The 12,862-nt window shown below is 75.1% G+C and carries 14 protein-coding genes; 4 read left to right on the top strand and 10 right to left on the bottom strand.

Going from position 1 to position 12,862, the window contains the following annotated elements:
* Positions 1-134: 134 nt before the first annotated feature.
* Positions 135-314 (top strand): hypothetical protein, encoded by a 180-nt coding sequence (locus ACWD4P_RS07285; protein ID WP_359830326.1) that lies wholly within the window; start codon positions 135-137, stop codon positions 312-314.
* A 135-nt stretch (positions 315-449) separates the two neighbouring features.
* Here ACWD4P_RS07285 and ACWD4P_RS07280 read toward each other — a convergent pair whose 3' ends face one another.
* Positions 450-1,046 carry a lytic polysaccharide monooxygenase gene (locus ACWD4P_RS07280; RefSeq protein WP_359830328.1) on the bottom strand — a complete coding sequence of 199 codons (597 nt, stop codon included), beginning with the start codon at positions 1,044-1,046 and terminating at the stop codon, positions 450-452.
* A gap of 276 nt (positions 1,047-1,322) precedes the next feature.
* Positions 1,323-2,081 (bottom strand): phosphoglyceromutase, encoded by a 759-nt coding sequence (locus ACWD4P_RS07275; protein ID WP_359830330.1) that lies wholly within the window; start codon positions 2,079-2,081, stop codon positions 1,323-1,325.
* A gap of 148 nt (positions 2,082-2,229) precedes the next feature.
* On the opposite strand from ACWD4P_RS07275, the gene ACWD4P_RS07270 reads away from it, so the two are divergent.
* Positions 2,230-3,573, top strand: coding sequence for an MDR family MFS transporter (locus ACWD4P_RS07270; protein ID WP_449778872.1), 1,344 nt, complete (start codon positions 2,230-2,232; stop codon positions 3,571-3,573).
* Between the two features lie 9 nt (positions 3,574-3,582).
* Here ACWD4P_RS07270 and ACWD4P_RS07265 read toward each other — a convergent pair whose 3' ends face one another.
* Both ACWD4P_RS07265 and mshA read right to left on the bottom strand, forming a co-directional pair.
* Positions 3,583-4,119, bottom strand: coding sequence for a YbjN domain-containing protein (locus tag ACWD4P_RS07265; protein WP_449778871.1), 537 nt, complete (start codon positions 4,117-4,119; stop codon positions 3,583-3,585).
* 95 nt (positions 4,120-4,214) lie between these two features.
* A complete protein-coding gene (mshA, locus tag ACWD4P_RS07260) occupies positions 4,215-5,585 on the bottom strand; it encodes a D-inositol-3-phosphate glycosyltransferase (RefSeq protein WP_449778894.1) in 1,371 nt (456 codons plus the stop codon).
* 217 nt (positions 5,586-5,802) lie between these two features.
* Here mshA and ACWD4P_RS07255 point away from each other — a divergent pair, with 217 nt between their 5' ends.
* On the top strand, positions 5,803-6,636 hold the full coding sequence (locus ACWD4P_RS07255) for a methyltransferase domain-containing protein (RefSeq protein ID WP_359828894.1): 834 nt from the start codon (positions 5,803-5,805) through the stop codon (positions 6,634-6,636).
* A gap of 199 nt (positions 6,637-6,835) precedes the next feature.
* Here the strand turns inward: ACWD4P_RS07255 and ACWD4P_RS07250 are convergent, their stop codons facing one another.
* Positions 6,836-7,399: an O-acetyl-ADP-ribose deacetylase gene (locus ACWD4P_RS07250; RefSeq protein ID WP_449778870.1), complete on the bottom strand. Its 564-nt coding sequence runs from the start codon at positions 7,397-7,399 to the stop codon at positions 6,836-6,838.
* A 235-nt stretch (positions 7,400-7,634) separates the two neighbouring features.
* On the opposite strand from ACWD4P_RS07250, the gene ACWD4P_RS07245 reads away from it, so the two are divergent.
* Positions 7,635-9,140: a PP2C family protein-serine/threonine phosphatase gene (locus ACWD4P_RS07245; RefSeq protein WP_449778869.1), complete on the top strand. Its 1,506-nt coding sequence runs from the start codon at positions 7,635-7,637 to the stop codon at positions 9,138-9,140.
* A 191-nt stretch (positions 9,141-9,331) separates the two neighbouring features.
* On the opposite strand, the gene ACWD4P_RS07240 is transcribed toward ACWD4P_RS07245, so the two are convergent.
* The 5 genes from ACWD4P_RS07240 to ACWD4P_RS07220 form a co-directional block, all read right to left on the bottom strand.
* Positions 9,332-9,685: a DUF2516 family protein gene (locus ACWD4P_RS07240; protein WP_359828888.1), complete on the bottom strand. Its 354-nt coding sequence runs from the start codon at positions 9,683-9,685 to the stop codon at positions 9,332-9,334.
* Between the two features lie 117 nt (positions 9,686-9,802).
* Entirely contained in the window at positions 9,803-10,363 is a 561-nt protein-coding gene (locus ACWD4P_RS07235) for a hypothetical protein (RefSeq protein ID WP_449778868.1), read from the bottom strand.
* Positions 10,364-10,365: 2 nt separating this feature from the next.
* Positions 10,366-10,809, bottom strand: coding sequence for a helix-turn-helix domain-containing protein (locus tag ACWD4P_RS07230; protein ID WP_449778867.1), 444 nt, complete (start codon positions 10,807-10,809; stop codon positions 10,366-10,368).
* A gap of 83 nt (positions 10,810-10,892) precedes the next feature.
* On the bottom strand, positions 10,893-11,696 hold the full coding sequence (locus tag ACWD4P_RS07225; protein WP_449778866.1) for an alpha/beta fold hydrolase: 804 nt from the start codon (positions 11,694-11,696) through the stop codon (positions 10,893-10,895).
* A gap of 37 nt (positions 11,697-11,733) precedes the next feature.
* Positions 11,734-12,831, bottom strand: a complete 1,098-nt coding sequence (locus ACWD4P_RS07220) for a DNA polymerase III subunit beta family protein (RefSeq protein ID WP_449778865.1) — start codon at positions 12,829-12,831, stop codon at positions 11,734-11,736.
* Positions 12,832-12,862 lie beyond the last annotated feature (31 nt).

Here is a 12,862-nt window from a genome sequence, read left to right as displayed (position 1 = left end):
CGTGACGAGGGTGGTGCGGGCGCACGGTCTCCCGTGCGCCCCACCACCGCGCGCCCGTTGACGCCCCCTCCGTTCGGCGGTTTCACTCGACATTGGGGGCACAGGACCGTGCCCGTCACAAGGAGGGAAGCTCGATGAAGGCCCACCCGACCCGACCGGCAACCGCCCACGACACCGTCGAGCCACCCGCCCCGAAGCTGCTCCCCGTCCTCGCCGCCGGCTGCGGCTGCGGCCCGGGCTGCGGCTGCGGCTGCCAGTCCGGCGCGCCCTGCCAGTGCGGCGGCGCCGACGGCGGCTGCTGCGGTGGCCACTGAGCGGCCCCCCGCACGAGGCGCCCCCGAGGTGCACGGTCTTCCGGCGGCCGTGCACCTCGTCCGTGTCCGCGGGGGTTCCGTGGCGCGCCCGCGCGGGCGACCGCGCGCGTGCCCACGGGTGTGCCCCCGGGTGCGTCAGAACGTGACGTCGGTGCAGGAGTAGAAGGCGTTCGGGGTGTCGGCGATGTTCCAGACCGCGACGACCACCTGGTGGCCGGTCCGCCCGCTCGGGATGGTCGCGGTGTGGCTGAGCGTGCTCGGCACCTGCACCCCGCCGAACGGGACGGTCAGGAAGGGCGTCAGGTCCAGGTTGGCCCGGGTGACCGGCTGGCTCGCGTCGTAGCCCGGCCTGGTCATGTAGTACCGGAAGTCCGAGGTCGCGTGCCGGGCGGTGAACTTCCAGGTGAAGGTGAGCTGCTGGCCCGCCGTCACCGGCGTCGTCGGCCAGGCGCCCGCGTGCGGGTCGTCCAGCTCGGCGAAGCGCGCGTTGCCGCCGGCGCAGATGGTGCCGTCCGAGGGACCGAGTGCCGGGAAGCCCTTGGGGCCCTCGACGCTCTGCGGCTCCCACTGGATGTCGCCGCAGTCCCACGGGACGCCGTCCACGTGGGTGTCGCAGAGCGCGGCCCGGCTGGGCGGGGTCGAGATCCAGCCGTGGGACGAGGCCGGGAAGGCCAGGGTCAGCGGGATCGCCAGCGCGGCGACGGCCGCCCCGACGATGTGGCGTGTGCGCATGGTGCTCCTCCGTGGGGGTGGATGGAGTGTGCGCCGGGGGCGCAGACGCGCGCGCGTGGGGGTGCGGCGGCCCGGACGGGGAGATCCTGGCATGCCTGCGCCAGTCCGGTGCCCTCACGGTAGGAGCCGCCGACGGCGGCCGTCAATGGTCTGAACCATTTTCGCGCCTACCCAACTCACCGACCAGGCAAGCAGGTTGACCCCGAACCGACCGAAAACGAACGAAGGCCCCGCCGCCCGGTCCGACCGGGCGGCGGGGCCGTAGCGGCAAGTGGCCTACTTCTTGCCCTGGTTCTTGACCGCCTCGATGGCAGCCGCGGCGGCGTCCGGGTCGAGGTAGCGGCCGCCCGGGGTGAGGGGCTTGAAGTCCGCGTCCAGCTCGTACACCAGCGGGATGCCGGTCGGGATGTTCAGGCCGGCGATGGCCTCGTCGGAGACGCCGTCGAGGTGCTTGACCAGCGCGCGCAGGCTGTTGCCGTGGGCGGTGACCAGGACGGTCTTCCCGGCGGCGAGGTCCGGGACGATGGCGTCGTACCAGTACGGGAGCATCCGCTCGACGACGTCCTTCAGGCACTCGGTGCGCGGACGCAGCTCGCTCGGGATCTCGGCGTAGCGGGCGTCACCGGCCTGCGAGTACTCGGCGTCGTCGGCCAGCACCGGCGGCGGGGTGTCGTACGAGCGGCGCCACAGCTGGAACTGCTCCTCGCCGAACTCGGCCAGGGTCTGGGCCTTGTCCTTGCCCTGGAGCGCACCGTAGTGGCGCTCGTTCAGCCGCCAGCTGCGGCTGACCGGGATCCAGTGCCGGTCGGCCTTGTCCAGGGCGATCTGGGAGGTGCGGATCGCGCGGCGCAGCAGCGAGGTGTGCAGCACGTCGGGGAGCAGACCCTCGGCGGCCAGGAGCTCGCCGCCGCGGGCGGCCTCCTTCTCGCCCTTCTCGTTGAGGTCGACATCGACCCAACCGGTGAACAGGTTCTTCTGGTTCCACTGGCTCTCGCCGTGGCGGAGCAGGATGAGTCGGTACGTCGTGTCAGCCATGGCCCCCAGCTTAGTGGGGGCCGGAAAACCCCTGGTGGGGACCTTCCGTCGCTGTGTAATGTGTGACCCGCGCATCTGACACTTACATGCGTCGGCTGACCGGGCCTGCCGAACCGCTCGGCGGACGCCTGCCCACGGGAGCCCCCACATGCTCGTCCCCCTGGTCACCAACCCCCGGTTCCGAAGACTCGTGCACGAGACGGTGGGCGGGCTGCCGCGGGAGTTCTGGTGGCTCTGGGTGAGCACCCTGGTGAACAAGCTCGGCGCGTTCGTGGTGACGTTCCTGGCCCTGTACCTGACCGTCGACCGGGGCTACTCGGCCTCCTACGCGGGCCTGGTGGCCTCGCTGTTCGGCCTCGGTTCGGCCGTCGCCGCGATCGGCGCGGGCGTGCTGGCCGACCGGATCGGCCGCCGCCCCACCCTGGTCGCCGCCCAGCTCGGCACCGCGCTGTTCACCGCCGTGCTCGGCTTCGCGGACGGCCAGGTGGCGATCGCCGCGGTGGCCTTCCTGGTGGGCCTGTGCAACAACGCCACCCGCCCGCCCACCTCGGCGATCATCGCCGACCTGGTGCCGGCCGAGGACCGGGTCCGCGCGTACTCGCTGAACTACTGGGCGATCAACATCGGCTTCGGCCTCTCGGCCGCGCTGGCCGGCCTGATCGCCACCCACGGCTACCTCACGCTCTTCCTGCTGGACGCGCTCTCCACCCTGGTCTGCGCGGTGGTGATCTTCGTCCGGATCCCGGAGACCAGGCCGCGGCTCCCGGACGACCGGACGGACGGCCCGGCGGAACCGCGGATCGGCCTGGGCTCGGTGTTCCGGGACGCCCCGTTCATGGCGCTGGTCGGCCTGACCCTGCTGCTCGCGCTGGTCTTCCAGCAGGGCAGCACCACGCTCGCCGTGGACATGGGTGCCTCCGGCATCACCTCCACCGAGTACGGCCTGGTCATCGGCCTGAACGGGCTGCTGATCGTGGTCCTCCAGATCCCGCTCACCCGGTGGATGCAGGGCCGCTCGCGGACCGGGCTGCTGATCACCAGCTGCCTGCTCACCGGCTGGGGCTTCGGACTGGCCGCGCTGGCCGGCTCCTCGGCCTGGCTGTTCGCGCTCTCGGTGGCCGTCTGGACGGTCGGCGAGATCCTCAACACGCCGGTGATGATGGGCCTGGTCGCCGAACTGGCGCCGACCCACGGACGCGGCCGCTACCAGGGCGTGCACAGCCTCTCCTGGTCGCTCGCCTCGTTCCTCGGCCCGGCGGGCGGCGGGCTGCTGCTCCAGCACGCCGGACCGGTGGTGCTCTGGACGGCCTGCGGGGCGGTCGGGACGCTGACCGCGCTCGGGTACGTGGTGCTGGCCCGGCGGACCGGCTCGGTGGGCCGACGCCGGCCCGTGGCGACGGCGGTGCCGGTGCCCGCGGCGGAGGTCACGGCACCGGCCGCGGAGCCCGCGGCGCCCGCGGCGGAGCCGGCGAAGGCTCCGACGGTCGGCTGACCGGACGGGTCAGCCGGCGTCCGGGGCGTCCTCCGCCGGGGTCGGCGGGGCGGCCAGGTGGGCGAAGGCGGCCAGGTTGCGGGTGGACTCCCCGCGCTTGGTCCGCCACTCCCACTCGCGCCGGATCGCGGTGGCGAAGCCGAGCTCCAGCAGGGTGTTGAAGGGCTCGTCCGCGTTCTCCAGCACCGTCCCGAGCAGCCGGTCCACGACCTGCGGGGTGAGCGCCTCCAGCGGCAGCCGGCCGGCCAGGTAGACGTCGCCGAGCGCGTCGACCGCGTACCCGACGCCGTACATCCGGGTGTTGCGCTCCAGCAGCCAGCGGTAGACGGCCTCGTGGTTCTCGTCGGGGCGGCGGATCACGAAGGCGTTCACCGACAGGGTGTGGTCACCGACCCGCAGGGCGCAGGTGGTGCTCAGCTTCCGGGTGCCCGGGAGGGCCGCCACCAGCGTGTACGGGTCGGTGGCGGCCGGCTCCCAGGCCACCCCGGTGTCGTCCAGGGCGGCGCGCAGGAGGGTCAGGGCCTCGTCCTTGGTGCGGATTGCCATGGGGGTGACGTTACTCGCCGGTACCGGGCAGGCGCAGCCCCGGAGCGGCCGAGGCGGGCGGCCCGGGGCGTGCGTGGACGCCGGCCGGCGTCCGCTCAGGCCAGACGGCGACGGGCCGCCGCCAGCCGGCCGGCCGGGCGGGCCATGCTGCCCGCGTACACCTCCGCGGTGGTCGCCGCGGCGGTGTCCCAGCCGAAGCGGGCCGCGTGCCGGGCCGCCGCCTCGCCGCGCCGGGCGACCAGGCCCGGGTCGGTGACGTACGGCTCCAGCGCGTGCGACCAGTCCAGCGGGTCGTGGCCCTGCACCAGGGTGCCGGTCTCGCCGTCCCGCACCGCGACCGGCAGACCGCCGACCGCGGCCGCCACCACCGGGGTGCCGCTGGCCTGCGCCTCCAGCGCGACCAGCCCGAAGGACTCGCTGTACGAGGGCATCACCAGCGCCGTCGCCGCCCGGTACCAGTCGGCGAGCTGCGGCTGGCCGACCGGCGGGTGGAACCGCACCACGTCGCCGATGCCCAGCTGGGCGGCGAGCTTGTGCAGGCTCTCCGGCCGGGCCAGCCCGGTGCCGGACGGCCCGCCGACCACCGGCACCACCAGGCGCTCGCGCAGCTCCGGGCGGCGGCCCAGCAGCGCGGCGACCGCCCGCAGCAGCACGTCCGGGGCCTTCAGCGGCTGGATCCGGCCGGCGAACAGCAGCACCGCCGCGTCCTGCGGCAGGCCCAGCCGGGCCCGCGCGGCGGCGGGCGCCCCGGGACCGGCGGGGCGGAAGACGTCCAGGTTGACCCCGGGGTGGACGACGGCCAGCTGGTCCGGCCGGGCGGAGTAGTGCAGCGCCAGTTCGGCGGCCTCCTCGGTGGTGTTGGCGATCAGCCGGTCGGCCGCCTCCACCACCTGGGTCTCGCCGATCACCCGGGCCGCGGGCTCGGGCGTGTCGCCCTCGGCCAGCGCGGCGTTCTTGACCTTCGCCATGGTGTGCATGGTGTGCACCAGCGGCACCCCCCAGCGCTGCGCGGCCAGCCAGCCGACCTGCCCGGAGAGCCAGTAGTGCGAGTGCACCAGGTCGTAGTGGCCGGGGCGGTGGCCCGCCTCGGTGCGCAGCACCCCGTGGGTGAAGGCGCACAGCTGGGCCGGCAGGTCCTCCTTGACCAGGCCCTCGTACGGGCCGGCGGTGACGTGGCGGACCAGCACGCCCGGGGCCAGCTCGACCGTCGGCGCGTCGTCCGAGCAGATCGACCGGGTGAACACCTCGACCTCGATGTTGAGGTCGGCGAGGCGCTTGGCCAGCTCGACGATGTAGACGTTCATCCCGCCGGCGTCCCCCGTGCCGGGCTGGTGCAGCGGCGAGGTGTGGACGCTCAGCATGGCTATCCGGCGTGGGCGACGGCGGCCGGGGACGAGCGACTGGAGCCGGCCCCGCGCGGGTGCGGCGGGCTGGGCACGGCGTACCGAACGGACGGGGTGCTGGATCACCTGGCTGAAGCCTCCTCTGTGCGGCCCGTCAAGGCCGCCCGCGCCGGGCCGCCCGTTGTCCGGTGTGCGCTGCCCCGTCCCGGGCACACATCACCATCAGAGTGCCAACCGCACGGACCGCGTCCGGCATTCCCGCCGCCGCCAACCGACCGGGGCGGGTGCCGTCGCCGCAGGTCAGCACGGTGCCGTCGGCGGCCCGACTACCCTTCTGGGCATGGCTGCCTCCTTCGATCCCGCTTCCGCCGCGCCCGCCCGCGGGCGGACCGGACGCCCGGTGGGGACGGTCACCCGGGGCACCACCAACACCAACCGGCTGCGCCGGATGGACCGCTGGATCGCCCACGCCCTCGGCCGCTCGCTGCGCGCCGCCGGGCGCCCGCCGGTCGCGGTGGACCTCGGCTACGGCGCCGCCCCGTGGACCGCCGTCGAGCTGGCCGGGCGGCTGCGCACCGTGCGGCCGGACGTCCGGGTGGTCGGGATCGAGATCGAACCGGAGCGGGTCGCCGCCGCGCTGCCGTACGCCGAGCCGCCGCTGCTCACGTTCCGGCGCGGGGGCTTCGAGGTGCCGCTGGACGGCGGCGCCCCGGCCCAGCTGATCCGGGCCGCCAACGTGCTGCGGCAGTACGACGAGTCGGCGGTCGCCGGGGTGTGGGAGCGGCTGTGCGCGCGGCTCGCCCCGGACGGGCTGCTGGTCGAGGGCACCTGCGACGAGATCGGTCGGCGGCACGTCTGGGTCGCGCTCGGCCCGGAGGGGCCCCGGACGGTGACCTTCGCGGCCCGGCTGGGCGGCCTCGGCCAGCCCTCCGACCTGGCCGAGCGGCTGCCGAAGGCGCTGATCCACCACAACGTGCCGGGGCGGCCGGTGCACGCCTTCCTGGCCGACTTCGACCGGGCCTGGGCGGCCGCCGCGCCGTACGGGGCGTTCGGGGCGCGGCAGCGCTGGGTGGCGGCCTGCACGGCGCTGGCGGGCAGTTGGCCGCTGGTGGACGCGCGCGGGCGGTGGCGGCAGGGCGAGGTCACGGTGCCCTGGTCGGCGCTCGCGCCGTAGCGGTCGTACGGCCCGGCCGGGGAGCGCGCGGATGGTTGGTGCACGCCGGAGCTGGTGAGCGATCCGACGCATTCACTCGAACGAGTTATCGAATAACTCTGGCGTGTTGACGCCTCGGCACGCCACGATGGACCCGGCCGAGCGACGGCACCACACGCCGCCCGGCCGGCACCACGCCCACCGCGCCCCACCCCCGCCGTCAGCCGTCCCGCCCGGACAGCTCCCGCCGGGCCTGCTCGAACACCTCGTACATCTCCGACCCGAACAGCACGAACCGCACCTCCGCCAGCTCCGCCCCCGCCTCCGCGTCCCCGCCGTCCAGCACCTCCGCGACGGTGCCGAGCGCGATCCGGGCCGCGTCCGCCGGCGGCCAGCCGTAGATCCCGGCCGACACGGCCGGGAAGGCCACCGTGCGCGCGCCGAGCGCCGCCGCGGTGCGCAGCGACTCGCGATAGCAGGAGGCCAGCAGCTCCGCCCGCTCCTCGTACTCCTCCGCCCGGTACACCGGCCCGACGGTGTGCACCACCCACCGGGCCGGCAGCCGTCCGGCCGCCGTCGCCACCGCCCGACCGGTGGGCAGCCCCTTGCCCCAGTGCGAGGCCCGCAGCCGGCGGCACTCCTCCAGGATCTGCGGCCCGCCCCCGCGGTGGATCGCACCGTCCACCCCGCCACCGCCCAGCAGGGACGAGTTGGCGGCGTTCACCACCGCGTCCACCGGCTGCTCCGTGATGTCACCCTCCACCAGGGTGATCCGCGGCACCATGTCCCGCTCCCTCCCCCGGGCCGCCCGGCAGCCACCGGGCCGGGAACCGGGTCGTCGTCCGAGTCCAGTCACCACACCGCCACCGGCGTGGCAATAACCACAACGGCGCCGGTCGGCCAGAGAAATCCCCGGAGATCACGTTATGGTCGCGAGAAGTTCCCCGACGCGCGGTGCCAGGCGGGCACTGCGGACGGACGCCGACCGTTACGCAGTCGGGGAAAGGGAGGAACCACCGATGCCCGCAACGGGAGACGGGCGGGCACCTGGTGCCGCGGACCTGCCGGGCGCCCATGACGGCGCCCCCGTCGGCCATGCCCGCAGCCGCGCCACGACCGGACCGGCCACGGCGGCCCCGCCGATACCGCACCCCCGCTCCCGGGCCGCGCACGCCTCCCACCCGTCCCACATCTCCGAGCCCGGCGGCCTCCCGGGCGCGGACGGCCCGGCCGACGACGCGCCGCTGCGGCTGCTGGTCATCGAGGACGACGCCTCGGACGTCCAGCTGATCAAGGCCGCGGTGGCCGACAGCGGCACCTCGATCGAGATCCACTGGGCCCGCGGCCTGGACCAGGCCACCGAACTGCTCGCCCCGCCCGCCCCCTGGGCCCGGCGCGGGCGCTCCCGCACCCCCGAGTTCGGCTGCGTGCTGCTCGACCTCGCCGCGCCCGCCGACCTGCCGCACCCCTCCGGCTCCTCCGACTCCTCCGACGGGCTGGAGGGCCTGCACGAGCTGCTCCGCCGCGCCCCGCACACCCCGGTCGTGGTGCTCACCGACGCCGCCGGTGCCGAACTCGGCGCGGCCGCCGTCGCCGCGGGCGCCCAGGACTTCCTGCTCAAGCACGAAACCGACGGCCCGCTGCTCGCCCGCGCCCTGCGCTACGCCGTCGAGCGCAAGCGCGCCGACGAGTCCCAGCGCCGCCTGGTCGAGGCCGAGTTGCGCGGCCAGGAGAACGCCCGCCTCCAGCGCCACCTGCTGCCCACCCCGCTGCTCGACGGCGCCGGGCTCTCCTTCACCCGGCGCTACCGGCCGGGCCGCCGCCGCGCGCTGCTCGGCGGCGACTTCTACGACGCCGTGCGCACCGACGACGGCGCCGTCCACGTCGTGATCGGCGACGTCTGCGGCCACGGCCCGGACGAGGCCGCGCTCGGCGTCGCGCTCCGCATAGCGTGGCGCACCCTGGTTTTCGCCGGCCTCACCGGCGAGGCCCTGCTCACCACCCTCCAGCACGTGCTGGAGCACGAGCGGCGCAGCGACGAGATCTTCGCGACGCTCTGCATGCTGGTCATCGAACCCGGCAGCGGCAGGAGCGGCCTCGACGCGCTCGGCACCGGCGAGCGGGCCCGGCTCTACCTCGCCGGGCACCCGGCGCCGCTGCTGCTCGGCCGGGACCACGAGCCGATCACCCTGCCCGCCGACCTCGCCGGGCCCGCGCTCGGCCTGCTGCCCTGCCACGACGGGCAGGCCGCCTGGCCCGCCCACGAGATCGAACTCCAGGCGGGCTGGCGGCTGTTGCTCTACACCGACGGGCTGATCGAGGGCCGGGTCGGGGCCGGATCGCGCCGCTTGGGCCAGGACGGGCTCGCCGACCTGGTCGGCGACCACCAGGCGGCCGGGCTGACCAGGGGGCGGCTGGTCGACAGCGCCATCGCCGAGGTCGAGGAGCTGAACGGCGGGGCGCTGACGGACGACGTCGCGGTGCTGCTGCTGGAGCGCAACCCGGTGCAGCTGATCCTCGGCTGACGGCCGCACGGCCGTACGGCCGGAGCGCGGCGACGGGCGTCGCGACGGCGGAACGGCGGAACAGCGGAACGGCGGAACGGCGGAACGGCGGAACGGCGGAACGGCGGAACGGCGGAACGGCGGAACAGCCAACACGACGGCCCGGGCGGGGAGTTCACCCGCCCGGGCCGTCGGACTGTCCGCTGCCGGTCCTACCAGGGGCCGTACGGCCCGGTGTTGCTCCGGCCGCCCCGGCCGCCACCGCCTCCGGTCAGCGCCCGGATCGCCGGGCGGACGTCCACCACGTAGACGATCGAGGCGACCAGACCGGCCAGGGTGCCGATGCCGGTGAAGAAGTTCACCCCGAACAGGAAGTCCCAGCCGAAGGAGATCGCCAGGATCGCCACCCAGAAGCCCTTGGTCTTCTTGTCGGCCGCCCGGTAGGCGTCCTCGCGGCGGGTGACCGCGTCGGCGAGGGCGAACAGCTTGTAGGCGAGGATCGCGATGGTCGCCCACCAGATCGGATTCAGGTAGGAAAAGGCCAGAATCTGCAACACTCCGACCATTTCGATCTCCTCTGCTCTCGACTCCGGCGATGCGACCGCCGCCCATCCTGGCACGGCGACCGTCCGCACCGGGGTCAACGTCCCACGGTCACCGGTCGTGCCCCGCGGGGCACCAGGTCACTCCGCGGCGTCGGCCGCGTCCTTGCGGGCCCTGGCGGACTTCTTCGGGGCGGGCTCGACGGCCTCCTCGGCCACCGGCCCGTCCGCGGCCCCGACCGGCCCTGCGGCCGGCTCTGAGGTCGGCTCGACGGCCGGCTCGACCGTCAGCTCGACGGCCGGCCCGGCCTCTTCCGGCCCGCCCGGGCGGGCCTTGTCCACCACGACCTTGCCGCGCTCGGCCAGTTCGTCGTACGTCTCCTTGGCCTTCACCGCCAGCTCGACCGCGCGGGCCACCTGCAGCAGGGCGAAGCCCTGGGCCCGCTCCTGCAAAGCCTTGAGGTCCGTCGGCAGGGTGGTGACGGTCTCGGCGACCTTGGCCTGGGCCCCGGTCAGCAGCGTCTGCGCCTCCTGGAGCTTGGAGGCGGCCATCTCCTGCGCGCCCTTGCGGTCCGCCGCCAGCGCCTCGACCCGGCCCGGCACCTCGCGCAGCTTCTCGTACGCGAGGTCCCCGGCGCCGGCCAGGGCGTACAGCGGGGTCGGGTCGCTGAGGGTCTTCTTGATCTCGTCGGTGATGGGCATGGTTACCGGTCCTCCCGGTGGATGTTCTGGGTGGCTGGGCCGTCGGCCGCCGGAGCGGGGGCCGACTCGCCGCTCGCCTTCGACACGGCCGCGTCCTTCGACGCGGCGTTCTCCTTGAGGAAGGCGTCGTAGACCGCGAGCAGCGCCTGCTTCTGCTGCTCGTTGATCAGCGGATCGGCCAGGATCGAGGCCCGCAGCTCCAGGCCCTCTCCCCGCCGCTCCTCCAGGATCCCGGCCTGGACGTACAGCGTCTCCGCCGAGATCCGCAGCGCCTTGGCGATCTGCTGGAGGATCTCCGCGCTCGGCTTGCGCAGCCCGCGCTCGATCTGGCTGAGGTACGGGTTGGACACGCCGGCGGCCTCCGCCAGCTGCCGCAGCGAGTACTGGGCGTTGCGGCGCTGTTCGCGGATGTACTCGCCCAGCGGGCCGACGTTCAGTGAGGCCATGCGGACAGCCTGCAACACCCTGCTTGCAAATGCAAGCAGGGTGCTAGCGGCAGCAAACACGGAGGGCCGGGCGGGGCCCGGGGTCAGGCCAGATGGGCCAGCAGGAGCTCGGTGAGCCGTTCGGGGGTGCGCAGCGGCAGGTAGTGGTCAGCGTCCGGGACGAGGTGGCCGCGGGCCCCGGGGATGTCGGCGGCGAGCCGACGGGCGATCGCCGCGATCTCCGGGTGGTCGCGGTCACCGTGGACGACCAGGGTCGGCGCCGCCACGGTGCCGAGGACCGGCTCGGCCGCCCGGGCCGGAGCGCCCGCGAGGTGGTGCTCGCTGACGATCCGGCGGGCCGCGTTCTCCTCGACCATCGCCGCGATCAGCTCGCCGCCCGGGGCACCGCGGCCCATCGCAGCCCAGACGGAGAGTTCGAGACCGGCCAGCGCCGCCGCGTCCCCGCGCCGCCTGGCCTCGGCGTAGGCGGCGGTCTGCGGCGACGGCGGCCAGTCGTGGCCGGAGACCGAGGCGCCGACCAGGCCGAGCGCGGCGACCCGGCCCGGGTGGGCGAGGGCGAAGTCCAGCGCGGTCTCCCCGCCCATGCTCAGACCGACCAGCGCGGCGCTGCGCAGGCCGAAGTGGTCCAGGACGGCGCCCAGGTCCTCGATGTCGTCGAAGGTCCGCTCGGGCGCGCTGGACCGGCCGAGGCCGCGGGCGTCGTAGCGGATCACGTCGTGGTGCCGGGAGAGCGCCGGGACGACGGCGTCCCACAGCCGGGAGTCCATGCCGGAGCCGTGCAGCAGCACCACCGGGCTGCCGGCGCCGCAGCGCTCCGCCCAGAGCAGGCCGCCGCCGGGGGCGGGGACGCGGACCTCGGCGGCGGGGGGATCGGTGTACGGGCTCATGCGGTGATCCTTCCAGAGCCCGCGCACCGGCCCCCGGTCAGGCGGACTCGGGAAGCCGGATCGGCATCAGGACGGAGAAGGTGCCCGGCAGGCCGGGCGTGCGGACGGCCAACGGGGCGATCGGGCCGCCGAGTTCGAGGAGCAGCTGCCCGGGCCGCCCGGCGTCCAGGGCGTCGAGCAGGAAGTCCCGGTTGACGGCCAGTCGGTAGCCCTCGGGGTCCGGCTCCTCGGCGACCGCCAGGCGGCCGTCCCCGGTCAGGGTCAGGACGGTGACCTCGCACTCGGCACCGTGCGGGCCGGAGGGCAGGGTGCGGGTGGCGCCGGTCTCGACGGCGGCGCGCAGCTCGGCGGCGGCCAGGGTGATCCGGTGCTCCGGTGCCAGTCGGGTGACGGCCCGGTGGTCGGGGAAGTCGGCGTCCGGCACGGTGCCCTCGATCCGGTGCTCCCCGGCCTCGGCCCGGACGGTTCCGCCGCCGAGGGTGAGCGCCACCTCGGCCGTCCCCGTGCCGAGCAGCGCCCGCAGGGCGTCCACCAGCGCGGTCGGGACGAGCGTGCCGGCCACCGGCCGCGCGGGCACGTCACCGGTGGCGGGCACCTCGGCGAGGGCCATCCGGTAGCGGTCGGTGGCGACCAGGCGCAGCACCGGTCCGTCGGGTTCGAAGAGCACGCCGGCGAGCGTGGGCAGCTCCGGGTCGGCGCCGACCGCGAAGCGGACCGCGTCCAGGGCGGCCGCGAGGCCGCCGGCCGGGACGGTGAGCCGGATTCCGGCGGGGGTGGTGGTCATCGGTTGCTCCCTCTGGTCGAGCATCGAGTGGATGAGGGAGAGCTCACGGCGGGCGTCGGCGAGGCCGTCCTCCAAGCGGCGCAGGTGCGCGTCGAGGACCCTCCGGGCCTCGCCGCCGCCGGGGGCGGCGCCGAGCACGGCGCGGATGCCGGCCAGCGGCAGACCGACCCGGCGCAGCCGGGCCAGCAGCCGGGCGTCGGCGAGCTGGCCGGGCCGGTACCAGCGGTACCCGGTCTGCGGATCGACCCAGGCGGGGGTGAGCACCTGGGCGCCGTCGTAGTAGCGCAGGGTGCCGACGCCCAGACCGCTGGCGCGGGCCAGTTCGCCGATGCTGTGCAGCTCGCTCTCCATGCCGGTGACTCTGCGGGCTCGACCTGGTCGA

It is taken from the genome of Kitasatospora sp. NPDC002543, from assembly GCF_053594915.1.
The sequence above is the reverse complement of the archived record's forward strand: the minus strand, read 5'-3'. Positions and strand labels throughout refer to the sequence as shown.